Genomic DNA, 23,334 nt, shown 5'->3' on the forward strand with positions numbered 1-23,334 from the left:
GGCCGGACATACGAACGTCAGCACGCCCGGAACCCACTCCGTCGGAGGAAACCACCACGCCCATGCGGGAGCGGGCCGTCAGCGGGGTACGGGTGTTCCCATGAGGCAGCCCTCCAGTCCGTCACCGACCGCCACCTACCGGCTGCAACTCCAGCCGGACTTCCCGTTCGCCGCCGCCGAGCGGGCCGTCCCGCACCTGGCCGCGCTCGGCGTCTCCCATCTCCACCTCTCGCCCGTACTGGAGGCGGTGCCGGGCTCCACCCACGGCTACGACGTGGTCGATCACACGGCGGTACGGGCCGAACTGGGCGGTGAGACGGGGCTGCGGGCCCTGGCGGCCACCGCCCGTTCGCACGGCCTCGGGCTCGTCGTCGACCTGGTGCCGAACCACATGGCGGTGCCGGAGCCGCTGTCGCTGAACGGACCGCTGTGGCAGGTGCTGCGCGACGGCCCGGCGTCCCCGTACGCACGGTGGTTCGACATCGACTGGGGTGCCGGGCACGGCGGACGGCTGCTGCTGCCGCTGCTCGGCGGCCGGATCGGCGAGGAGATGCGGCACTTCCGCGTCGAGGGCGAGGTGCTGCGCTATCACGGGCACGCCTTCCCACTGCGCCCCGGTACGGAGAAGCTGCCGCCGGCCCGCCTCCTGGACGCCCAGTGGTACCGGCTCGCCTGGTGGCGGCTGGCCCGCAGCGAGCTGAACTACCGCCGCTTCTTCACCATTTCCGAGCTGATCGGGGTGCGCGTCGAGGACCCCGAGGTGTTCGAGGCGACCCATGGCACGGTGCTGCGGCTGATCCGTGAGGGCGTCATCGACGGGCTGCGCATCGACCACCCGGACGGTCTGGTGGACCCCGGCGGCTACCTGGCCCGGCTGCACGAGCGGACCGGCGGCCGCTGGACGGTCGTGGAGAAGATCCTCTCCGACGGCGAGCGGCTCCCGGACAGCTGGGCCTGCGCGGGCACCACCGGCTATGACGCCCTGCGGCACATCGACGGACTCTTCGTCTGTCCGCAGGGCGCCGCACGGCTGTTCTCCCACTACCGGGACTTCGTCACGCCGCTGGCCGACGAGGGCGGCGACTGGGAGGAGACGGTGCGCCGCGCCGCCTACGAGGTCGTCACCCACGACCTGGCCGCGGAGGTCGAGCGGCTGGTGCGGACCGCGGCACGGATCAGCGCACGCGCCCCCGAGCCGGGCGACCACGCCATCTGGGCGCTGCGGCACGCGCTCCGTGAGCTGCTGGTGCGGCTGCCGGTCTACCGTCCCTACGCCGCCGATCCGGCGCGGGCCGGGCGGGACGCGGAGATGCTGGACGCGGCGGCGGCCCAGGCGCGGACCGCCTTCCGGGTGCCCGAGGAGGCGCGGGCGGTGGATCTGCTGCGCGACCTGGCGCTCGGCCGGCTGACCGACGGCCCGGACGACGACGGCACGGACTGCGCGGACTTCACCGCACGGTTCGCCCAGACCGCGTCCGCGCTGCACGCCAAATCCGTGGAGGACACCGCCTTCTACCGCTATCCGGTGCTGCTGTCGGCCTGCGAGGTCGGCGGTGACCCGGGGGAACCGGCGCTCCCCCCGGAGGCGTTCCACGCGTACTGCGCCCGGCTGCAGCGGGACCGGCCGCTGGCCGGCACGGTGCTGTCCACCCACGACACCAAGCGCAGCGCCGATGTACGGGCGCGGATCGCGGTGCTGTCGGAGTGCCCGGACCGCTGGCGGGACGTGCTCGGCGCGCTGGCCGAGGAGGCGGTCTGCGGCCCCACGGCGGGCGGGGCGGACGGCATCGGCCCGGCGGACCCGATGGTGTCGTGGCTGGCCTGGCAGACCGCGTTCGGCCTGGGTGCGGCGGACGGCGGCGACACGGCGGAGCGGGTGGTGCCCGCGGTCCTCAAGGCCGCGCGGGAGGCCGGACTGCGCACCTCGTGGACGGAGCGGAACGCGGGCTACGAGGAGTCGGTCGAGGAGTTCGTCCGCACCGGGCCCTGTGGCCCCCTGGCCGCGCCGCTGGCCGCGCTGGACGGTGAACTCGCCCCGTTCGTCCGGGCCAACGTGCTGGGCGCGGCGCTGCTGCAGCTCACCATGCCGGGCGTGCCCGACCTCTATCAGGGCACCGAAGCCGGCTATGCCGCGCTGGTGGACCCGGACAACCGGCGGCCGGCCCGCTTCCGCCCCGAACTGCTCACCGCGCTGGACGACGGGAGCCCGCCGCGCGACCTGTCCGGTGAGAAGCTCCGGCTGACCGCGGCGGCGCTGCGGCTGCGGCGCGACCGTCCGGGGTGGTTCGGCGCCACGGCGTCGTACGAGCCGGTGTACGGCGAGGGCCCGGCGGCCGAGCACTGTGTGGCGTTCTGCCGCGGCGGGCGGGTGCTGACGGTGGTGACCCGGCTGTCGCTGCGGCTGGTGGAGACCGGCGGCTGGTGGGACACCCGGCTGCGGCTGCCGCCGGAGGGCCCCTGGCACGAGCGGCTGACCGGGCGCGAGCTGCCGGGCGGCGCGGTGGTGCGGCTGAGCGAGCTGCTGGCGGAGTCGCCGGTGGCACTGCTCGTCCGGGAGTGACGGGCTGCCGGATTCAGGTGTCGCGGCTCGGCTCGGTGCTCCCCGCCGTGCGCAGCAGCTCGGTGAACTCCGCGGCGGCGCCCGTCGGTTCGACCCGGGAGAAGACCGTAATCTCGCGGCGCCAGGGCGGATCGGTGGGCACCGCCGCACAGTCGGCGCCGCGGAGTTCATGGGCCGCCGTGAGCAGCACCCCGACGCCCGCCGCCGCCATCCGGACGGCCGTGGAGCTGTGCTGGGTGCGGACCGCGGTGCGCGGGGTGAAACCGGCCCGTTCGCACTCCCGGTCCAGCCAGCGGCGCCCCTCGACCACCGGTTCCAGGCTGCACCGCACCCACGGGCGGTCCGCCAGCTCCGCGAGGCGGACCGACTCCCGGGCGGCGAGCGGGTCGCCGTGCGGTACGACCAGCACCATCCGCTCCTCCCCCACGACGGTGACCGGCCCCGGCCAGTCCCGGGGGCGCGGCCCGAGCGCCAGGTCGGCGACCCCGCGGCCCATCTGGTCCTCCAACTCCTCGGTGGTGGCGTACTCGTGAAGCACCAGGCGGACGCCCGGACGGGCGCGGGCCCAGCGGGCGCAGACCTCCGGGAGCACCCCGACCGCCTGCGCGTGCACCGTCGCGAGGTGCAGTTCGCCGCTCTCCGCGCCGCCCGCCGCGAGGGCGGCACGGCGGGCCTGCCGGGCGCTGCGGACCGCGAGTTGGGCGTGCGGGAAGTAGGCGCGGCCCATCGCGGTCAGCCGTACCCCGCGCGTCATCCGCTCCAGCAGCGGGCCGCCGACCGTCCGCTCCAGCGCCTTGATCTGGTGCGAGAGCGCGGACTGGGTGACGTGCAGCGCCTCGGCGGCGCGGGTGAAGGACTCCTCCTCGACGACCGCGACGAGGTACTCCATCTGCCGCAGACTCATGCCCGCCCCTCCCGGCGCACTCGGCCCCTCCTGCCGCGACGTCACCGGGCATCGCCGGAGACCTCACCGTATGAAGGTTCTTCATCACCTCCATGGAAACATTGCCTTGGACTCATCACCGCAGGTGGGCGGAGTCTGACCGCATGAGTGAGACAGACGTGAACACGACGGACGTCCTTGTCATCGGCGGCGGCACCGGGGGCTACAGCACCGCGCTGCGCGCCGCGTCCCTGGGGCTGCGGGTGGTACTGGCCGAACGCGACCTGATCGGCGGCACCTGTCTCCACCGCGGCTGCGTGCCCAGCAAGGCCATGCTGCACGCCGCCGAGTTGGTGGACGGCATCGCGGAGGCCCGTGAACGGTGGGGCGTCCAGGCCACCGTCGACTCCCTGGACTGGCCGGCCCTGGTGGCCACCCGCGACACCCTCGTCGAGCGCAACCACCAGGGCGTGGCCGGGCACTTGCGGACGGCGGGCGTACGGGTCGTCAAGGGCACGGCGCGGCTGACCGGGCCCCGTACGGCCCGGGTCGAGGGCGCCGGGGAGTTCACCGCCCGGCGCGGCATCGTGCTGGCCACCGGCTCCCGCCCGCGGCTGCTGCCGGGTCTGGCCGCGGACGGCCGACGGGTGGTGACCAGCGACGACGCGCTGTTCGCCGCCGCGCTTCCGGCATCCGTCCTGGTCCTGGGCGGCGGGGCGATCGGCGTCGAGTACGCGTCCTTCCACCGCTCCATGGGGGCGGAGGTCACCCTGGTCGAGGCGGCCGGCCGGCTGCTCCCGATGGAGGACGAGGACGTCGGCCGCCATCTGGCGCGCGGGCTGAAGAAGCGCGGCATCACGGTCCGTACGGGCTCGACACTGACCGGCACCGAACTGCTGCCGGACGGCGTACGGGCCACCGTGCGCACCCCGCGGGGCGGGGAGCAGGTGGTCGAGGCCGAGCGGCTGCTGGTCGCGGTGGGGCGGGCCCCGGTGACGGACGGGCTGGACCTGGCGGCGGCCGGGCTGACGCCGGATGAGCGGGGGTTCGTCGCCCCGGCGGACTGGTCACGGCTGGAGACCGCCGTGCCGGGCGTCCACGTGGTCGGCGATCTGCTGCCGCCGCCGTCCCCGGGCCTGGCCCATGCCTCGTTCGCGGAGGGCCTGTTGGTCGCCGAGACGCTGGCCGGACTGCCGTCGCGGCCGGTGGACTACGCGACCGTGCCGCGGGTGACGTACTCCTCGCCGCAGACCGCCTCGGTCGGCCGGACCGAGGCCGAGGCGCGCGTGAGCGGCCTGGACATCAAGGTGAACACCCTGCCGCTGGCCGCCACCGCCAAGGGCATGGTGCACGGTCAGGGCGGCATGGTGAAGGTGATCGCGGCGGCGGACGGCGCGGGCGGTGCGGGCGGCGCGGCCACGGGCAGGGTGCTCGGGGTCCATCTCGTCGGCCCGCACGTCTCGGAGATGATCGCGGAGAGCCAGCTGATCGTCGGCTGGGACGCCGAACCCGCCGATGTCGCCCACCACATCCACGCCCACCCGACACTGTCGGAGGCGGTCGGCGAGACGTTCCTGACGCTGGCGGGGCGGGGGCTGCATCAGCACTGAGCGGGGCGGGTCCGGGCGCCGGTATCCGGCCACGGTCCCGGGCGGGGCCGAGGACCCCGGCCCACCACTCGCCTCAGCGCTGCGTCAGGACGTAGTCCACCTGTCCGAAGGTGATGTGGTCCCCGGGGCCGACCGGCACCTCGCCGACCACGCGGCGGCCGTTGACGCAGGTTCCGTTGGTGGAGCCGAGGTCGCGCAGCAGCCAGCCATTGCCGGCACTGCGGAGTTCGGCGTGGGCGCGGGAGACCGTCTCGTGGTTGAGGCGCAGGCCGGAGCCGGGGGCCCGCCCTATCAGCAGCGGGAGCGGGCCCGGTTCGGGCAGCAGCAGCTTCGGCAGGCGCTCGGTACGCCAGGCGCGGCGCACCCGGAGGTGGAAGGCCGACACCCGGCCCACCACCCGCAGCAGTGTGCCCTGGACCTTGCCGCGGTCGTCCAAGTCGGCGGTGACGAGGTCGAGTTCGGACTGCTGCTGGGCGGTCAGGACGAGTTCCAGGCGCCGCAGGAAGGTGTCCTGGGACAGGCGTCCCTGCGCCGCGCCGTCGCGCAGCAGATCAAGGGCACGTTCCCGGTCGGCGTCCGACGGCCGCGCCGGACGCGCAGGGAACTCGAGCGAAGTCATGCCGTGATTCTCGGGCCACCGCGAGCCGCTGTCCAGGCGAGGTGGCTGCACGGGGACGCCCTGGCCGGGTTGCCCGCTCGCCGGAACGGCCCAGCGCATGGCGCGATGTCGGCGCGACTCGCCACGTCGGGGTGTCGGGCGGTGCGCCGGCGTGCTTTCGTCGGGGCACCGGACCGAACGAAGGAGGACGGCCGTGCTGTTCGAGGTGTGGGCGCCGGAGGCCGGGCAGGTCGCGCTCCAGTGGGCGGGCGGCCGGGTGGCCGAGCCGGCCGTCCCGATGGAGCGTGACCCCGTGCGCGCGGGCTGGTGGCGGGCCGAGGCACCGGCCCGCGACGGGGACCGGTACGCCTTCCGGCTGGACGGCGGGCCGCCGCTGCCCGATCCGCGGGCGGCACGGCTGCCGGAGGGCCCCGGCGGGCCAGGCGCGGTCGTCGCGCACGACCGGTTCGCCTGGCGGCATCCGTGGCCCGGCCGCCCCCTGCCCGGTGCGGTCCTCTACGAACTGCACATCGGGACCTACACCCCCGAGGGCACCTTCGACGCCGCCGCCGCGCGGCTGCGCCACCTCGCCGACCTGGGCGTCACCCATGTCTCCCTGATGCCGGTCTGCCCGTTCCCCGGCACCCACGGGTGGGGGTACGACGGGGTCGCACCCTGGGCGGTGCACGAACCGTACGGCGGGCCGGACGGGCTGAAGCGCTTCGTGGACGCGGCGCACGGGCACGGGCTGGGGGTCGTCCTCGACGTGGTGCACAACCACCTCGGCCCGTCCGGCAACCCTCTCCCGGCGTTCGGGCCGTACTTCACCGACACCCATCACACCCCGTGGGGCGCCGCGGTCAATCTCGACGCCCCCGGTTCCGACGAGGTGCGCGCCTACTTCCTCGGGAGTGCGCTGTCCTGGCTGCGCGACTACCGGCTCGACGGACTGCGGCTGGACGCCGTCCACGCCCTGCACGACGACCGCTCCCCGCACTTCCTGGCCGAACTCTCCGCCGTCGTCGACGCGCTGGCCGGGCGGCTGGGGCGCCCGCTGTTCCTGGTCGCCGAGTCCGATCTCAACGATCCACGCACCACCGCGCCCAGGGCGGAGGGCGGCGACGGCGTGCACGCCCAGTGGAACGACGACTTCCACCACGCCCTGCACACCGCGCTCACCGGCGAATCCCAGGGCTACTACGGCGACTTCGCACGGGCCCCGCTCGCCGCCCTCGCCAAGACGCTGACCGGCGGCTTCTTCCATGACGGTACGCACTCCGCGTTCCGCGGCCGCCGGCACGGCGCACCGCTCGACCTGCGGGTGACCCCCGCGTACCGGCTGCTGGCCTACGCGCAGACGCACGACCAGATCGGCAACCGCGCGCTCGGCGACCGGCTCGCCGCGGGGCTCTCCCCCGGCCTGCTCGCCTGCGCCGCCACGCTGGTGCTGTGCACGCCGTTCACCCCGATGCTGTTCATGGGCGAGGAGTGGGGCGCGACCACGCCGTGGCAGTACTTCACCGATCACCCGGACCCGGAGCTGGCGGCGGCGGTCCGGGAGGGGCGGTGGCGGGAGTTCGCCGCGCACGAGTGGACCGGCGACGCCGGTGACTGGCCCGACCCGCAGGACCCGGCGACCCGCGACCGCTGCGTCCTGGACTGGACCGAACCGGCCCGGGAGCCGCACACCGCCCTGCTGGCCTGGCACCGCACCCTGCTGGCACTGCGCCGCGAACTGCCCCCGCTGACCGATCCGGACCCGAGCCACACCGCCGTCCACTACGACGAGGAGGCCCGCTGGCTCCTGCTGCGGCGCGGCCCGCTGCGGGTGGCGGTCAACCTCGCGCACGACACCACGGCCACGGTCCCGGTCGACGGCGGGGCGGGCCTGACGGCACTGGCGGGCTGGCCCGCGGCGACGCTGCCCGATGCCGACGGGGTGCTGCGTCTGCCTCCGGAGTCGGCGGTGGTGCTGGGGCCGTAGGCGTGCGCCCTCAGTGCGAGAACTCCGCGACGAAGGCCGCGCAGAACGCCTCCAGGTCGCCCGGCCTCCGACTGGTGATCAGGGTGTTCGGTCCGGCGGTGCAGATGTGGACCTGCTCGTCGACCCAGGTGCCGCCCGCGTTGCGGATGTCGGTCCGCAGGCTCGGCCAGGACGTCAGCGTGCGGCCCCGCACCACGTCGGCCTCGATCAGCGTCCACGGCGCATGGCAGATCGCGGCCACCGGCTTCCCGGCGTCGAAGAAGGACCTGATGAACGCCACGGCCCGCCGGTCCAGCCGCAGCGCGTCCGGGTTGGCCACCCCGCCGGGCAGCACCAGACCGTCGAAGTCCGCGGCGGTGGCCTCGTCCACGGTCAGATCGACGGGGAAGGTGTCCGCCCTGTCCAGGTGGTGGAACGCCTGGATCTTGCCCGCGCTCGGGGAGACCAGGGTCGGGCCGCCGCCCGCTTCGGTCACCGCCCGCCACGGCCGGGTCAGCTCGACCTCTTCGGTGCCCTCGGACGCCACCAGAAACGCCGCCTGCATACCGCGCTCACGTCCCTTCGCCGGGTCGAGGAGCGGGGCGGTCCCCCGCTCCCACACTCCTCGACCATAACGGGGCACGGCGACGCTCGCCCGACTGTCCACCGCGGGACCATCTGCTGGACACTGTGTCTATGCCCCTGCACCTCTCCGACCTGCTCGCCCGGCCCGATCTCGCGCTGTCGGCCACCTACGACGTGCCGCCGCCGCTGCTGGCCCGCACGGTCGAGGCGGCGACGGTCTCGGATCTGCCGTCGCCGGGAAAGTGGCTGCAGGGCGGTGAACTGCTCATGACCATCGGCCTGTTGCTGCCGGAGGAACCGGCCGCCTGCCGGGCGTACGTCCGGGACGTGGCCGAGGGCGGGGCGGTCTGTCTGGCGCTCGGGCTGGGGCGGGGGCTGCCCTACCAGGAGGCGCCGGAAGCGCTGGTGACCGCGGCCGAGGAGGCGGGTCTGCCGCTGCTGACGGTGCCGGACGGGGTGCCGTTCATCGCCGTCACCAAGGCGGTCTTCGACGCACGGGCCGAGGAACAGCGCGAGCTGCTCCAGCGGGCCTTCGCGACCCAGCGGCGGCTGACGGCCGCGGCGACCGGCGACGGGCTGCGGCCGATGCTGGCGGAGTGGACGGCCGCGACCGGGGTCGGCGCGGCGGTGTTCGACCCGCTGGGGCGGCTGCTCGCGGCGAGTGAGCGGGCGCCCCAACCGCCACCGGACCACGCCCGGGACCTGCTGGAACGGGTCGCCGCGCGCGGACTGCGCGGCAGCGCCTCCAGCACCGCCGCCGGGCGGCAGCTGGAGGTGCAGCCGCTGGGGGCGCGCCGGCTGCGGGGGCTGCTGCTGCTCACCGGCCGCCCGGACGGCGCCGCCCGTTCGGTCGTCCCCGGGCTGGTCTCGCTGCTCTCCCTGGAACTGGAGCGCCGTCACCTCCGCGACGAACCGGAGCGCCGCCGCAGGTCGGTACTGCTCTCGGAGCTGCTGGCGGACGAGGACCCGGCCCCCGAGCGGGCCCGGGACATGCTGCGTGCGGTGGGGCTGACGGCCGAGCGGGTGCGGGGTGTCGTGGTGGCGGCGGGGGACGAAGCGGGCGGCCGTACGGGCTCCGCCGCGCCGGGCACCGGGGCCGGGGCTGCGGACGGCGCCGCGCAGGAGATGGCCGCCGATCTGGCGCTGGCGATGCCCGGAGGCCTGGTGAGGGTCGTGGACGGGGCACCGGAGGCGGTGATCGAGGCGGTGGTCGGTGAGGATCTGGACATCCGTGATGTGCTCGCCCGCTTCGCGCCGCACCGCCCGGCCGGCATCGGCCCGGCCACCGCTCCCGAGGCGGTACGGGTGTCCCTGCGCCAGGCGGCCGGGCTGCTCGCCGTCAGCCGGTCGAGCGGCGAGCCCGCCGAGGCCCGGCAGAGCCAGGCCAGCCGGCTGCTGCTCGGCCTGGGCGACCGCCGTACGCTGCACGGCTACGCCGACACCGTGCTCGGCCCGCTCGATCTCGCCGACCACGGCGAGGAGTTGCTCGCCACCCTCGCGGCGTGGCTGGAGACCGGCGGCGCCTGGGACGCCACCAGCCGTCGGCTCGGCGTCCACCGGCACACCGTGCGCAACCGCCTGGACAAGGCCATGGACCTCACCGGCCGCCGCCTCGACGACCCCGACGACCGCTTCGACCTGTGGCTGGCCACCCGTATCCGCCGCGGCGGCGCCGCCTCCGGGGCCGACGGCCGGCCGGTGCCCCCGCCGCCGGGCCGGTGACGCGCCGCACCTCCGCCCGCGGTCCGCGCTTCACTCTCGGGCCCGCACCGTCTTTACTTCGACGATGAGCTACGAGATCCGCGCCCTCGCGCCCGGCACCGCCGGACCCGCCGCCACCGGCACCCCGTCCGGCGGCGGACGCGGCCGCCTGGTGGCCGTCAGTGATCTGCACGTCCGCTACAAGGAGAACCGCGACATCGTCGAGGGCCTGCGGCCCGAGTCCGACGACGACTGGCTGCTGGTCGCCGGCGATGTCGGCGAGTTCGTCTCCGACATCCGCTGGGCGCTGTCGCTGCTCAGCAGCCGGTTCGCCCGGGTGGTGTGGGTGCCCGGCAATCACGAACTGTGGACCCCGGCCCAGGACCCGGTGCAGCTGCGCGGGGTGGAGCGCTATGAGCATCTGGTGGACATCTGCCGGGAGTTGGGGGTCCTGACGCCCGAGGACCCGTATCCGGTGTGGGAGGGCGCCGGCGGTCCGGCCGTCATCGCCCCGCTGTTCCTCCTCTACGACTACACCTTCCGGCAGCCGGGAACGGCGTCCAAGGAGGAGGCGCTGCGGCGGGCCGAGAAGGCCGGGGTGGTGTGCACCGACGAGCACTTCCTGCATCCGGACCCGTATCCGACCCGGGAGGCGTGGTGCCGGGCCCGGGTGGCCGCCACCGAGGCCCGGCTCGCGGCCCTGCCGGAGGAGTTGCCGACCGTGCTGATCAACCACTGGCCGGTGGTGCGCGAGCCCACCGACCCCCTCTGGTACCCGGATTTCGCGCTCTGGTGCGGTACCGAGACGACCGCCGACTGGCCCCGCCGCTTCCGTGCCGCGACCGTGGTCTACGGGCACCTCCACATCCCGCGGCTGCTGACGCTGGACGGTGTCCCGCACCAGGAGGTCTCGCTCGGCTACCCGCGGGAATGGCAGCGCCGCTCCGCCGCGCCGGGCCGCCCGGTCCAGATCCTCCCCCTGCCGGCCGCCGCCTCCGGCACCACCGGGAGCCCCGCATGATCGACAAGCTGCTGCCGGCCCCGGTCCGGACCGCCGAGGCCTTCGACGACGCACCGCTGTCCGAGATGTTCCCCGAGGAGTGGGCGCAGGTGGCCGACGCCGTGCCCAAGCGGCAACGGGAGTTCGGCACCGTACGCGGCTGCGCCCGCCGGGCCCTGGCCGAGCTGGGCTTCGCCCCCGCGCCGCTGCTCCCCGGCCCCCACCGGGAGCCGCAGTGGCCGGCCGGCGTGGTCGGCGCCATGACGCACTGCGCCGGCTACCGCGCGGCGGCGGTGGCCCGCGCGTCGGAGGTACGGACGGTGGGCCTGGACGCCGAGCCCCATCTCCCCGTGAACGACCCCGGGGTGGTCGACCTCGTCACCCTCCCCGAGGAGCGCGTCCAGCTCCGCCGGCTGGCCGCCCTGCAGCCCGATGTCTGCTGGGACCGTCTGGTGTTCAGCGCGAAGGAGAGCGTCTACAAGGCGTGGTACCCGCTCACCCACCGCTGGCTGGACTTCGAGGAGGCGCTGCTCACCCTCGACCCGACGGACGCCTCGTTCACCGCCCAACTCCTGGTCCCCGGGCCGGTGGTGGACGGCAGGGAGCTCACTTCCTTCAGCGGCCGGTGGCTCATCGGGGCGGGGCTGGTGGTGACGGCGATCGTGGTGCCGGGGTGACGGGCGGGCCCGCGGGGGCCGCCCGTCACCGCCGGCCGGCGGTGGACCGGCCGCCGGAACCGTCCGGGTCGTGCGATATTTTCATGGCCCGTCAGGACGTTGAAGGGTCTGAAGCCCACCATGCAAGAGCAATTCGAGACCGTCGGTGGGACCGCACCGTCCGATTCCGAGCTGGTGCGGCGCATTCGTGCGGCAGCCCAGGGCGGTGGCCGGGCGGCGGGCGGCCCGTTCGGCACACCGGCTCCGGACGGCCCGGCCCGGGTGGCCGAGGAGGCCCTCAACGAGTTCCACCAGCGGCACTACGCGGCGGTTCTGGCCTACGCCCGGAACTGCTGCCGCTCCTCCCAGGCTTCGGCAGATCTGGCGAAGGAGGCCATCGACCGGGTGCTGCGGGAGGGCTCGGAGCCGGGGGAAGGCTCCCCGGCGTCGGGAAGGGGTGCCGATCCGGCCTGGCGGCACAGCCTGCTGGCGGCCGTCCGCGACACCGCCGTCGCCTGGCACCGCACGTCCCGTAACACCGAGCTGCGCGACGACTTCGCGTCCTGGCTGGCCCGCCAGCCCGGCGAGGTCCCCCTTCCCGCCGACGGCGCACAGCGGTCCACCGGTGGCGAACCCACCGCCGCCACACCCCCGTTGGGGACGGTCCCGGCCGCCGGCGGGGACGGGGCCCGGCGGTCCTGGTTCTCCCCCGCCCGTGTCGGCCTCCTCGCGGCGGCCGTGGCCGTCCTGGCCGGCACCGCCCTGACCGTCGGCCCGCTGCTCGGCCCGGCGCGCGACGATGCCGCGGACGGCGCTCCCGGACGCTCCGGCCACGCCTCGGCCCCCGCCCCGGGCAAGCTGCCGACGGCGTCCCCCGGGGAGACCGCGACCGCTTCCGCCTCGCCCTCGGAATCCCCGTCCCCCAGCCACAGCAAGGCCTCCAAGCACCCGAGCGCCCGGCCCCCTTCACCGTCGAAGCCGCCGCACCCGACGCGTTCCGCTCCCGACGACAAGCCGCCGGCCGGCCACGCCGTGCCGCTGGCCGCCCGGCCGTGGACCTCCCAGAAGTACAGCTTCGCGCCGATCAGGCCGGACAGCAGCATCGACGGACACCCCCTCACCATCCAGGGAACCCCCTACTCCCAGGGGCTGGGCGCGCACGCCTACAGCGAGATCACCTACGAACTCGGCGGCACCTGCACCGCCCTGAACGTGGACGTGGGTCTCGACGACGAGGTGGGCGCCAACGGCTCCGTGGTCTTCCAGGTCTACCGGGACGGCACCAAGGTCGCCGACAGCGGGCTGATGACGGTCGACCAGGCCGCCCAGCGCCTCACCGCCGACCTCACCGGCGGCAGCCGGATGCGGCTCGTGGTCACCGACGGCGGCAACGGGAACGACTCCGACCACGCCGACTGGGGCAACCCCGTCCTCACCTGCCGCTGATCCGGCCGCTCGCGACGGCCGGATCAGGGCCCGCCGGCCCGGCGCCCGCGGGCGGGGGCCGGCGGCGGACCGTCCGGCCCGCCGCTCACTTCTCGTCCGGGGCCAGCCGCAGCGAGATCGAGTTGATGCAGTAGCGCTGGTCGGTGGGGGTGGGGTAGCCCTCGCCCTCGAAGACGTGCCCGAGGTGCGAGCCGCAGCGGGCGCACCGCACTTCGGTCCGCACCATGCCGTGGGAGCGGTCCTCGATGAGCTCGACGGCGTCGGAGTCCTTCGGGTCGTAGAAGGACGGCCAGCCGCAGTGGCTCTCGAACTTGGTGCCGGAGCGGAAGAGCTCGGCGCCGCAGGCACGGCAGGAGTAGACGCCCGCCGTCTTGGTGTCGGTGTACTCGCCGACGAAGGCGGGCTCGGTGCCGGCCTGGCGGAGCACCTGGTACTCCGCGGGGCTCAGCTCGGCCCGCCACTCCTCGTCGGGCTTGTCGATCTCGTACGGCATCCGGATCTCCTCAGCTCAGCTGCCCAGGCGGGACAGGATGGCGGGGCCGAGGTCGGTCACATCGCCCGCGCCCATGGTGAGAACAAGGTCACCGGGCTTCGCCATTCCGGCGATGACGTCCGGGACCGCGGCCTGGTCGTGCTCGGGGGTGACGTCGGCGCCCGCGGCGCGCGCGGCGTCGAGGATCAGGGCGCTGGTGACGCCCGGGATCGGGTCCTCGCGGGCCGGGTAGATGTCCAGGACGACGGAGGCGTCGGCGAGGGCGAGCGCCTGGCCCATCTCCGTGCCCAGCTCCTGGGTGCGGGAGAAGAGGTGCGGCTGGAAGACGACCAGGACGCGGGCGCCCTCGGCGGCGCCGCGGATGGCCTCCAGGTCGGCGGTCATCTCCGTGGGGTGGTGGGCGTAGGAGTCGATGACCTGCACACCGGCCGCCTCGCCCTTGAGCTGGAGGCGGCGCTTGACGCCGGTGTACTTGCCGAGCGCGGAGGCGAGGTTGTGCGGCGGGAGGCCCAGGGCGACGCCGGCGGCCAGCGCGGCGACGGCGTTGTGGGCGTAGTGCCGGCCCGGGACGGAGACCGTGAAGGTGAGGATCTTGCCGCTGGTCAGGGTGACGGTGACCTCGCTGGTCAGGCCGCGGGGGTTGACCTTGAGGATGCGGACGTCGGCGTCCTCGGACTCGCCGTAGGTGACGACCTCGATGTCGTAGCGGCCGGAGATCCGCTCGGTCAGCTCGCGGGCGCCGGACTGGTCGGCGGCGATGACCAGGGTGCCGCCGGGGCGGATGCGGCCGACGAAGGTCTCGAAGGACTCGTAGATCTCGTCCATCGAGGCGTAGTTGGCGTGGTGGTCCAGCTCCACGTTGAGGACGATGGCGACCTCGGGGGCGTACTTGTGGAAGCTGCGGTCGCTCTCGTCGGCCTCGGCGACGAAGATCTCGCCGGTGCCGTGCTCGGCGTTGGAGCCGGGGGCGTCGAGGTCGCCGCCGATGGCGTAGGACGGCTCGATGCCGAGGGCGCCGAGGGAGACGGCGAGCATGGAGGTCGTCGTCGTCTTGCCGTGGGTGCCCGCCACGGCGATGGGGCGCAGGCCGTCCATGAGGGAGGCGAGGGCGTCGGAGCGGTGCACGACGGGGATGCCGCGCTCATGGGCGGCGGCCAGCTCGGGGTTGTCGGGGCGGATCGCGGAGGAGACGACGACGGCGGTGGCGTCCTCGGCGAGGTGCCCGGCGGCGTGGCCGATGTGGACCGTGGCACCGAGGGCGCGCAGGGCCTGGGCGGTGGCGGAGTCCTTCGCGTCGCTGCCCGCCACCTGGGCGCCGCGCTGCGCGAGGATCTTGGCGATGCCCGACATACCGGCTCCGCCGATGCCGATGAAGTGCGGCCGGTCCATCGAGGCTGGGATGGCGGGTGCCATGGGCGGGTCTCCCTGATGTCGATCGTCGCGAGCGGTGGTGCGGGTCGTGCGGTCGTGCTGGTCGTGCGTCGTGCTGGGGATGATTCTCGCACCCGGCACCGACAGCGCCGGTCCGCGGACCCCGGCCGGGTGCCGCACGGGGCGCGGCGCGGGGCTCAGCGGCGGATCAGGCCCTGTGCGGTGGCGGCGGCGACCGCGGACGTACGGGAGTCCACCCCCAGCTTGGCGTAGATGTGGACGAGGTGGGACTTGACGGTCGCCTGGCTGAGGAAGAGCTGTTTGCTGATCGCCGCGTTCGACAGGCCGTCGGCGACGAGCTGGAGGACCTCGGTCTCGCGGCGGGAGAGCGCGGTGGCGGGGGCGCGCATCCGGTCCATGAGCCGCAGCGCGACGGTGGGGGCGAGCGCCGATTTCCCGGCGGCGGCGGTGCGCACCGCGGCTGCCAGCTCCTCCGGCGGGGCGTCCTTGAGGAGGTAGCCGGTGGCGCCCGCCTCGATGGCGGCGAGGATGTCGGCGTCGGTGTCGTACGTGGTCAGCACGAGGACGCGCGGGGCGCCGGGGGCGGCGGTGATCGCGGCGGTGGCCTGCGAGCCGAGCATCCGGCCGCCGAACTGGAGGTCCATGAGGACCACGTCCACGTCGAGGCGCGCGGCGAGGCCGACGGCCTCTTCGGCGGTGGGGACGTCGGCGACGATCTCGAAGTCCTCCTCGGTCTCCAGGACGGCGCGCAGTCCGGCACGGACGACGGGGTGGTCATCGGCCAGCAGCAGCCGGACGACCGGGGAGCCGCCCTGCTCGTGGCGGTGCTCACGGTGTGCGCCCGGCCGGGAGGAGACGGGCGGGGCCGAGCGCTTCACGGGACCGGTCATGAGGCGGCCTCCGGCGCCGCGACGGGCGCGGTGGCGGGGCACGGCAGGGTGACGGCGACCGCGGTGCCCTCCCCCGGGGCGGACTCGACGGCGAGGGTGCCCTGGAGGGCACGGGCCCGGGCGCGCATCGCGGCGAGACCGAAGCCGGTGCCGGGGACCGCGGCGGCGCCGGGGGCGGGCACCTCGGCGGGCACGAAGCCCACGCCGTCGTCGACGATGTCCAGCGCGACCTCGGTGTCCATGTAGCTGAGGGTCAGCTCGGCACGGCCCGCCGCGGCGTGCCGGACCGTGTTGGCGAGCGCGGACTGGGCGATGCGCAGCAGGGCGACCTCGTGCGGGGTGGGCAGCGCGGTGGGCGTGCCGGAGACCTGGCAGTGCACGGCGAGACCGGAGGCACGGGCCGTGGTGGCGCAGAGCCGTTCCAGGGCGGCGGGCAGTGAACCGGCCTCCAGGTCGGGCGGGCTGAGCGCCCGTACAAAACGGCGCGCCTCGGCGAGGTTGTCGACGGCGGTGGTGCGGGCCTGCCGGACGTGGCCGAGGGCGGTGCCGGGCTGCTGGGGCAGGGCGCGCTCGGCGGCCCGCAGCAGCAGCTGGATGCTGGACAGGCCCTGGGCGAGGGTGTCGTGGATCTCGCGGGCCAGCCGTTCCCGTTCGGCGAGCACTCCGGCGGCGTGCTCGGCGTCGGCCAGTTCGCCGCGGGCCGCGGTGAGCTCCTCGATGAGGCGGCGGCGCTGTTCGCTCTCCCGGTAGAGGGCCTCGTAGCCGAGGACGACGGCGACCGCGACGGCGGCGCCCAGGACGGGGCCGAGCGCCATGCCGAGGCTGAAGGAGTGGGTGTGCCAGGAGAACCCGGCGATGGCGGCGAGGGTGGAGGCCGCGACCGCGGGCAGGCCCCAGCGCGGCGGCAGCAGATGCAGCTGGACGAAGAAGAGCGGAAAGACCACCCAGACGCCGTCCGGGGTGAGGGCCAGCAGGACCAGCCAGACCAGGGCCAGGGCGGCGAGCCAGAGGCCGGCGGCGCCGGTCGAGGTGCGCAGCCGGGGCAGCCGGGGGCCGGTGAGGTAGAGCGCGCACAGCGCCACCGCGGTGGCGAGCACGGCGGGCGCGGTCGGATCGCGGTCGGCCACCGCCCGGACGACGGCGAGCCCGAGGAGCACGGCCACCATCAGGTGCAGGCAGCTGCGCAGCGCCCGCAGGACGGGGGTGAGGGAGGGAGCGGTCACGTCTTCTTGGGTCACGGCCCCTCCAGGCTACGGGCCGCCGTTCCCCGCGCCATCAACCGAAGGATTGATCACGGGGCGCCTCTTTCGGCGCCGGCGGACCACTCCCCGGCGCGATGCCGCGGGCCCGTACGGGAGGCGACGGTGGGGACCAGCCGCCGGGCAGCGGGCCCGGCACCCCGATGCGAGAGGGCGGAGCCGTTGTTCGTCGCCTGGAGAGACCTGAGATTCGCCAAGGGGCGGTTCGCCCTGATGGGCACCGTCATCGTGCTGATCACGGTGCTGGTGGGCCTGCTGTCGGGCCTGACGGCGGGCCTGGGCCGGGAGAACACCTCGGCGGTCACCGGGCTGCCCGCCGACCATCTGGTGTTCTCGGCGCCCGCCGAGGGCGGCAAGCTCGCCTTCACCGATTCCCGGCTGCCGGAACGGACCGTGCGGGCCTGGTCGCGGGTGCCGGGCGTACGGCACGCCGAGCCGCTGGGCATCGCGACGACCCGGGCCGAGGCGGACCGGACCGCCGCGGTGTCGGCGTTCGGGGTGCGGCCCGGTTCCGGGCCGGCGCCGGAGGGGGTCGCCGACGGCGCGGTGGTGCTGTCCGAGAAGGCCGCCGCGTCCCTCGGGGACGTACGGGCCGGCGGGCGGCTGACGCTGGGCGGCCGGACGTTCCGGGTCGCGGCGGTGTCGGGCCCGGCGATGTACAGCCACACGCCGGTGGTCTGGACGTCGCTGCGCGACTGGCAGCGGCTCATGGGCGGCTCCGGGCGGGCCGGCGCGGCGGGCCCGGGTTCCGGCGGGAGCGACACCACTCACGGCTCCATGGGAGCGACGGTGCTCGCGCTGTCCACGACGGACACGGCCGCGCTGACGGCAGCCGACGAGGACCTCGGCACGAAGACCGTCACCACCGACGACGCCGTGCGGGCCATCGGCTCGTTCACCGCCGAGAACGGTTCGCTGCAACTGATGCGCGGCTTCCTGTTCGCCATCTCCGCGCTGGTCATCGGCGCGTTCTTCACGGTGTGGACGATCCAGCGCAGCGGCGATGTCGCGGTCCTCAAGGCACTGGGCGCCTCCACCGGAGCGCTGCTGCGGGACGCGCTCGGCCAGGCCGTCGTGCTGCTGGTGGCCGGGACCGGGCTGGGCACCGCCGTGGTGGCGCTGGTGGGCGCGTCGATCGGTGGCGCCGTGCCGTTCGTCCTCGATCCGCCGACCGTGCTGCTGCCGGCCCTGATCATGATCGCGCTGGGCGCCGCCGGCGCCGCGCTCGCCGTCCGCCGCCTCACCTCCGTGGACCCGCTGACCGCCCTGGGAAGTGCCCGATGAGCCTCGAACTGACCGATGTCACCCTCACCTACCCCGACGGCGACGCCCGGCTGACCGCGCTGGACCGGGTCTCGCTGACCGTGCCCGCGGGCTCTCTGACGGCGGTGATCGGGCCGTCCGGGTCCGGCAAGTCCAGCCTGCTCGCGGTCGCCGCCACCCTGATCCGCCCGGACCACGGACGGGTGGTGATCGACGGCACGGACACCACCGGCCTCGGTCGCGCCGCGCTGACGACACTACGCCGCACCACCCTCGGCACGGTCTTCCAGCAGCCGAACCTGCTGCCGTCGCTGACCGCGGCCGAACAGCTGCAGGTGATGACCCATCTGGACGGCCGTCCGCCCCGTAAGGCGCGCGCCCGGGCGCTGGAACTGCTGGCGGCGGTCGGCCTGGAGGGGCTGGCGGACCGGCGGCCGCATCAGCTGTCGGGCGGCCAGCGGCAGCGGATCAACATCGCGCGGGCGCTGATGAACGAGCCCGCGGTGCTGCTGGTGGACGAGCCGACCAGCGCGCTGGACCAGGAACGGGGCGCCGCGGTGCTGGCGCTGCTGCGCACCCTCACCCGGGAGCGCGCCACCGCGACGGTGCTGGTCACCCACGATCCGGCGCATCTGGACGCGGCGGACGCGGTCGCCGAGGTGCGGGACGGCCGGCTCCGCCCGCGCCTGGGCGCCCGCCGCTGACCCGCGCCGCGGCCGGGTACCCGCCCGGTCGCGGCGCGGCCTTACGGGGCCCGGCTCCGCGGCCGGGGCCTCAGCCGCCGGCGGAGCCCTGGGGCTGGTCGTCCGCCGCGTGCGAGAAGAGTTTGAGGACCGGGACGCCGACCTTGTGCCGGGCCCGGGAGGCCCAGTCGCGGTGGAAGAACTCCTCGACGAAGTGCGGGGTGGTCAGCACGATCACCTCGTCCGCGCCGGTCTCGTCGACCATGGACCGCAGCAGATCCAGCGGATGGTCCTCGACCACCTGCCCGACGGCCTCCGAACCGGCGTCGCGCAGCGCCTGCAGGGTGTGCGCCAGGGCCAGCTCCGCGGGCGCCTCCGCCCGGTCGCCGCCCGGCTCCCCGGCCTCCCGTACGGCGTCGTCGAACTCGCCGAGGGCGACGTCGTCGATGGCCCGCAGCAGCACGTCCTGCTTGCCCCGCGGCTGCATGAGCACGACGAACGAGATCCGGTCATCGCCGTGCAGGGTGGTCACAAACTCCACGTCGGCGGGCGTCAGAGGCTTCTCGATCATCAATACGCTCGTGAACACGACGGACGCCCTTCTTCTCTTGGGGGCGCCGCATGCCGCGGCGCCCGACAGACACCATCCTGCCCCGTCGCCACACGGGACCTGTTGGCTTTTAGTGTGCCCAACGGAAGCTAAGCGGAACAGATAGTTCCGCCGATTGTCAGGACCGACGGTAGCGAGTGAACAGGAACCCGGCCTCTTCCAGCACCGAGGCCAGGGCGAACCGCTCCGGCACCGCGACGGCCGGACCGTTCATGATCCGCGGCGCGTCCCCCACGGCGACCACCGGCGCCAGCGACAGACACATCTCGTCCAGCGCGTCGGCCGCCGCCAGCTGCCCCAGCAGCCTGGGCCCGCCCTCCGACAGCAGCCGGTGGTGGCCCCGCCCGGCCAGCACCCCGGCCACCCGGGCCGGGTCGACCCCCAGCCCCTCGCCGGCGAACAGCACCTCGGCGCCCGCCGCACGGGCCTCGGCCACCCGGTCGGCGGGGGCGCCCGCACCGGTCAGCAGCACGGTGGGAACCAGCGGCTCGGTGAACAGCGGCAGGGTGAAATCCAGCCCGAGACCGGCGGTCACCACGGCGATGGCGGGGGCCGGGCCCTGGCCGGCCGCGGCCCGGCGGGCGGCGAACGCCTCCCGGGCACGGCCCGGCCGGTAGCCCTCCTGCCGCACCGTTTCCGCACCCACCACCACGGCGTCCGCGAGCCCCCGCAGCACCCCGAAGATCCGCATGTCGGCGGTGCCGGACAGCGGCTGCGAACGGCCCTCGTGATGGGCCGCGCCGTCCAGCGAGGACACCATGTTCGCCCGCAGCCAGCCGGTGCGCCCCGCGCGCGCCGGATCGTCCTCGGCCGGGTACGCGTAGGCGTCGGCCAGCTCGTCCAGCGTCCACTCGCGGTCCGTGGAGCCGTCCGGTCCCGTCCCCCCGGCGTCGAGGTCAGGGGCGGGTACGGGCGGGGCGGGGAGCGGGAACAGGCGTCGCATGGCGGCAGTGTGACATGCCTCGCTCACCGGACCGGCGGGTACCGCACACGAGATAGGCTGGACGGCTGTGTCGCCTTCCCAGCCCTCCGCCCCGCAGCCCGACCCGACCGCCGGCCCGCCGGCCGACGGGGACGCGGTGCCCGCCGCGCTCACCGCCCGCGCCCCGCAGGTCCCGGCCGACCGCCTGGTCGCCGAGATGGTGCCGCCGCCGCGCTTCCAGGGCGCCCGCTTCGACACCTACATCCCGGACGCGCAGCAGCCCAGCCAGGCCGAGGCCGTACAGGTCCTGAGCGACTTCGCGGACGGCATCGGCGGCGCCCCGGCGGGCGGCGGGAAGCGGCGCTGGTTCGCCAGGAAGCCGGCGGCCCCCACCGGCCCGCGCGGCGTCTACCTGGACGGCGGCTACGGCGTCGGCAAGACCCATCTGCTCGCCTCCCTGTGGCACGCCACCCCCGCCCCCGCCGAGCGCAAGGCCTTCGGCACCTTCGTCGAGCTGACCAACCTCGTCGGCGCGCTCGGCTTCCAGCAGACCGTCAAGACGCTGGGCGAGCACAAGCTGCTGTGCATCGACGAGTTCGAGCTCGACGACCCCGGTGACACGGTCCTGGTCTCCACGCTGCTCGGCAAGCTGGTGGACGCCGGGGTGGCGCTGGCCGCCAGCTCCAACACCCTCCCCGGCAAGCTCGGCGAGGGCCGGTTCGCCGCCGCCGACTTCCTGCGCGAGATCCAGGGGCTGAGCGCCCACTTCCGCCCGCTGCGGATCGACGGCGAGGACTACCGCCACCGCGGCCTGCCCGAGGCGCCCGCCCCGTACGACGACGAGACCGTCACGCGCACCGCCTACCGCACCCCCGGCGCCTCGCTCGACGACTTCCCCTCCCTGCTGGACCACCTGTCCAAGGTGCACCCCAGCCGCTACGGCGCCATGTGCGACGGCATCGAGGCGGTCTGCCTCACCGATGTCCAGGCGGTGCCCGACCAGTCCACGGCGCTGCGTCTGGTGGTCCTGGCCGACCGGCTCTACGACCGTGAGGTGCCGGTGGTGACCTCCGGCAAGGCCTTCGACGAGCTGTTCAGCGACGAGATGCTGCGCGGCGGCTACCGCAAGAAGTACTTCCGGGCGATCTCCCGGCTGACGGCGCTGGCGCGTGACGCGGGCTCCCTGGTGACCGACGGCCGGTAGGCGGAAACGGGGCACCACCCGGTTGATGCCCGCCGGCTGGTTCCCGGCGGGCCGACTGCGTGGTACACACGAGCGGGTCACATCACCTGTCCGCCAACAGGGAGTTGCCCATGTCCGCGACACGACGTCAGATCCTGGCAAGAACCGGTGCGCTGGGGGCCGGAATCGCCTTCTCCGGAAGCCTCACGGAACTGTTCACGGGCACCGCGACCGCCCAGAGCATGGGACAGCGCGGCTATGGCCCGCTGGTCCCCGACCCGGACGGCCTGCTCGACCTCCCCCGGGGCTTCCGCTACCGGGTCCTGTCCCGGGAAGGCGACCCGCTGCGCTCCGGCGAGGGCACGGTGCCCAGCAACTGTGACGGCATGTCGGCCTTCCCCGGTTCGCCCGGCCGCCGCGGCACCACCCACCTGGTCCGCAACCATGAGAACCGTACGAACTCCCGCCAGGCCGTCCCCCGGGTCCGCGAGCTGACCTACGACCCCGGTGGCGAGGGCGGCTGTACCGCCCTCGCACTGGACCGGGACAACAAGGTGCTCTCGGAGCGGGTAGCCATCGCCGGTACCTCCACCAACTGCGCGGGCGGCCCCACCCCTTGGAACACCTGGCTGACCTGCGAGGAGACCGAGTTCCGGGCCGGCGAGGAGAACTACACCAAGGACCACGGCTTCATCTTCGAGGTCGACCCGTACAACCCGCGGCGCACCGGAGCGGTCCCGCTGACCGCGATGGGCCGCTTCCAGCACGAGGCGATCGCCGTGGACCCCGGCACCGGCGTCGTCTACGAGACCGAGGACGCCTTCGAGAAGCCGTTCGGCCTCTTCTACCGCTTTCTGCCCGACAAGCCGATGGGGGGCCGCGGTTCACTCCGCGCCGGCGGCCGCCTCCAGGCGCTGCGCGTCCCCGGGGTGGCCGACCTCTCCACCATCCAGCAACCGGGCACCACCTTCGACCACGTCACCTGGGTGGACGTCCCCGACCCGCTCGCCCGCGAGACCCCGATCCGCTTCCAGGACTTCGGCTCCCAGGGCATCACCCACGCCCAGAAACTGGAGGGCTGCTACTGGGGCGGCTCCTGCGTGTACTTCATCTCCAGTTTCGCGCACCGCAAGGACGGCTCGGCGGCCGACCACTACGGCCAGGTCTGGAAGTACGACCCGAAGAGGCGGCGCCTCACCCAGGTCGTCGTCTTCGGCCCGGACACCGACCTCCAGCTGCCCGGTGAGTCCCCCGACAACATCTGCCTCGCCCCCAGCGGCGGCCTGATGGTGTGCGAGGACGGCGACGGCGCACAGCATGTCTTCGGCCTCACCCGGCGCGGTCAGGTCTACGCGATGGCCCGCGGCCGGCAGAACATCGGCACCCCGGAGAAGCCGGAGTGGGGCGAGTTCGCCGGAGTGACCTTCTCGCCCGACCACCGGACGATGTACGTCAACTGCTACACGCCGGGGACGACGTTCGCGGTAACGGGGCCCTGGCACGACTGAGGTGAGGGCGGGGGGCGGCTGTTGAGGGGGCGGGGGGACCCGCTCAAGGGGCGGGGGGTACCTGCTGAGGGGGCGGGGGCGTTGCTGCGGCCTGGGGCGGCGGCCGCAAACAAGCGGGCCGCTTCCCCC

At 74.6% G+C, this 23,334-nt stretch carries 20 protein-coding genes; 11 read left to right on the forward strand and 9 right to left on the reverse strand.

All coding sequences use genetic code 11. The features are described from left to right. Positions 1-100 precede the first annotated feature (100 nt). On the forward strand, positions 101-2,560 hold the full coding sequence (gene treY / locus ACGFN2_RS15110; protein WP_393360414.1) for a malto-oligosyltrehalose synthase: 2,460 nt from the start codon (positions 101-103) through the stop codon (positions 2,558-2,560). 13 nt (positions 2,561-2,573) lie between these two features. Here the strand turns inward: treY and ACGFN2_RS15115 are convergent, their stop codons facing one another. After that, entirely contained in the window at positions 2,574-3,464 is an 891-nt protein-coding gene (locus ACGFN2_RS15115) for a LysR family transcriptional regulator (RefSeq protein WP_393360416.1), read from the reverse strand. Positions 3,465-3,607: 143 nt separating this feature from the next. Here ACGFN2_RS15115 and ACGFN2_RS15120 point away from each other — a divergent pair, with 143 nt between their 5' ends. Then, a complete protein-coding gene (locus ACGFN2_RS15120; RefSeq protein ID WP_393360418.1) occupies positions 3,608-5,053 on the forward strand; it encodes a dihydrolipoyl dehydrogenase family protein in 1,446 nt (481 codons plus the stop codon). 73 nt (positions 5,054-5,126) lie between these two features. Here ACGFN2_RS15120 and ACGFN2_RS15125 read toward each other — a convergent pair whose 3' ends face one another. Continuing rightward, complete coding sequence (locus ACGFN2_RS15125; protein ID WP_362604806.1) at positions 5,127-5,672, reverse strand: DUF1707 and FHA domain-containing protein; 546 nt, start codon at positions 5,670-5,672, stop codon at positions 5,127-5,129. Positions 5,673-5,865: 193 nt separating this feature from the next. Here ACGFN2_RS15125 and treZ point away from each other — a divergent pair, with 193 nt between their 5' ends. Continuing rightward, the gene (treZ, locus tag ACGFN2_RS15130; protein ID WP_393360421.1) at positions 5,866-7,635 is read left to right on the forward strand and encodes a malto-oligosyltrehalose trehalohydrolase; all 1,770 of its coding nucleotides are present in this window, start codon (positions 5,866-5,868) and stop codon (positions 7,633-7,635) included. A gap of 10 nt (positions 7,636-7,645) precedes the next feature. Here treZ and ACGFN2_RS15135 read toward each other — a convergent pair whose 3' ends face one another. Next, positions 7,646-8,179, reverse strand: coding sequence for a type 1 glutamine amidotransferase domain-containing protein (locus ACGFN2_RS15135; protein ID WP_393360601.1), 534 nt, complete (start codon positions 8,177-8,179; stop codon positions 7,646-7,648). Positions 8,180-8,310: 131 nt separating this feature from the next. On the opposite strand from ACGFN2_RS15135, the gene ACGFN2_RS15140 reads away from it, so the two are divergent. The 4 genes from ACGFN2_RS15140 (at position 8,311) to ACGFN2_RS15155 (ending at position 13,002) form a co-directional block, all read left to right on the forward strand. Continuing rightward, complete coding sequence (locus ACGFN2_RS15140; protein ID WP_393360423.1) at positions 8,311-9,921, forward strand: PucR family transcriptional regulator; 1,611 nt, start codon at positions 8,311-8,313, stop codon at positions 9,919-9,921. 64 nt (positions 9,922-9,985) lie between these two features. Beyond that, a complete protein-coding gene (locus ACGFN2_RS15145) occupies positions 9,986-10,921 on the forward strand; it encodes a metallophosphoesterase (RefSeq protein WP_362604802.1) in 936 nt (311 codons plus the stop codon). Continuing rightward, on the forward strand, positions 10,918-11,577 hold the full coding sequence (locus tag ACGFN2_RS15150) for a 4'-phosphopantetheinyl transferase superfamily protein (RefSeq protein WP_362604800.1): 660 nt from the start codon (positions 10,918-10,920) through the stop codon (positions 11,575-11,577). Before ACGFN2_RS15145 ends, ACGFN2_RS15150 begins: the two co-directional genes overlap by 4 nt. A 120-nt stretch (positions 11,578-11,697) precedes the next feature. Further along, on the forward strand, positions 11,698-13,002 hold the full coding sequence (locus ACGFN2_RS15155) for an NPCBM/NEW2 domain-containing protein (protein WP_393360426.1): 1,305 nt from the start codon (positions 11,698-11,700) through the stop codon (positions 13,000-13,002). An 85-nt stretch (positions 13,003-13,087) separates the two neighbouring features. On the opposite strand, the gene msrB is transcribed toward ACGFN2_RS15155, so the two are convergent. The 4 genes from msrB to ACGFN2_RS15175 all read right to left on the reverse strand — a co-directional run bounded on the left by msrB (position 13,088) and on the right by ACGFN2_RS15175 (position 16,943). Further along, positions 13,088-13,495 (reverse strand): peptide-methionine (R)-S-oxide reductase MsrB, encoded by a 408-nt coding sequence (gene msrB, locus ACGFN2_RS15160; RefSeq protein ID WP_362614588.1) that lies wholly within the window; start codon positions 13,493-13,495, stop codon positions 13,088-13,090. Positions 13,496-13,510: 15 nt separating this feature from the next. Next, complete coding sequence (gene murC, locus ACGFN2_RS15165; protein ID WP_393360428.1) at positions 13,511-14,908, reverse strand: UDP-N-acetylmuramate--L-alanine ligase; 1,398 nt, start codon at positions 14,906-14,908, stop codon at positions 13,511-13,513. Between the two features lie 155 nt (positions 14,909-15,063). Further along, entirely contained in the window at positions 15,064-15,777 is a 714-nt protein-coding gene (locus ACGFN2_RS15170) for a response regulator (protein WP_393360430.1), read from the reverse strand. Next, positions 15,774-16,943: a sensor histidine kinase gene (locus tag ACGFN2_RS15175; RefSeq protein WP_393360603.1), complete on the reverse strand. Its 1,170-nt coding sequence runs from the start codon at positions 16,941-16,943 to the stop codon at positions 15,774-15,776. Before ACGFN2_RS15175 ends, ACGFN2_RS15170 begins: the two co-directional genes overlap by 4 nt. A gap of 255 nt (positions 16,944-17,198) precedes the next feature. Here ACGFN2_RS15175 and ACGFN2_RS15180 point away from each other — a divergent pair, with 255 nt between their 5' ends. Then, positions 17,199-18,320, forward strand: coding sequence for an ABC transporter permease (locus ACGFN2_RS15180; RefSeq protein WP_393360605.1), 1,122 nt, complete (start codon positions 17,199-17,201; stop codon positions 18,318-18,320). Then, complete coding sequence (locus tag ACGFN2_RS15185; protein WP_393360432.1) at positions 18,317-19,003, forward strand: ABC transporter ATP-binding protein; 687 nt, start codon at positions 18,317-18,319, stop codon at positions 19,001-19,003. The genes ACGFN2_RS15180 and ACGFN2_RS15185 overlap by 4 nt, the downstream gene beginning before the upstream one ends. Positions 19,004-19,073: 70 nt before the next feature. Here ACGFN2_RS15185 and ACGFN2_RS15190 read toward each other — a convergent pair whose 3' ends face one another. Together ACGFN2_RS15190 and ACGFN2_RS15195 are read right to left on the reverse strand one after the other, a co-directional pair. Further along, positions 19,074-19,571, reverse strand: a complete 498-nt coding sequence (locus ACGFN2_RS15190; RefSeq protein ID WP_362614580.1) for an indole-3-glycerol phosphate synthase — start codon at positions 19,569-19,571, stop codon at positions 19,074-19,076. Between the two features lie 139 nt (positions 19,572-19,710). Beyond that, positions 19,711-20,535 carry a pyrimidine reductase family protein gene (locus ACGFN2_RS15195; RefSeq protein ID WP_393360434.1) on the reverse strand — a complete coding sequence of 275 codons (825 nt, stop codon included), beginning with the start codon at positions 20,533-20,535 and terminating at the stop codon, positions 19,711-19,713. Between the two features lie 67 nt (positions 20,536-20,602). Here ACGFN2_RS15195 and zapE point away from each other — a divergent pair, with 67 nt between their 5' ends. Beyond that, positions 20,603-21,718 (forward strand): cell division protein ZapE, encoded by a 1,116-nt coding sequence (gene zapE, locus ACGFN2_RS15200; RefSeq protein ID WP_393360436.1) that lies wholly within the window; start codon positions 20,603-20,605, stop codon positions 21,716-21,718. A 110-nt stretch (positions 21,719-21,828) separates the two neighbouring features. After that, positions 21,829-23,205, forward strand: coding sequence for an alkaline phosphatase PhoX (locus tag ACGFN2_RS15205; protein WP_393360438.1), 1,377 nt, complete (start codon positions 21,829-21,831; stop codon positions 23,203-23,205). Positions 23,206-23,334: the final 129 nt, after the last annotated feature.

The sequence above is a fragment of the Streptomyces sp. NPDC048612 genome, assembly GCF_043199295.1.
Lineage (GTDB): Bacteria > Actinomycetota > Actinomycetes > Streptomycetales > Streptomycetaceae > Streptomyces.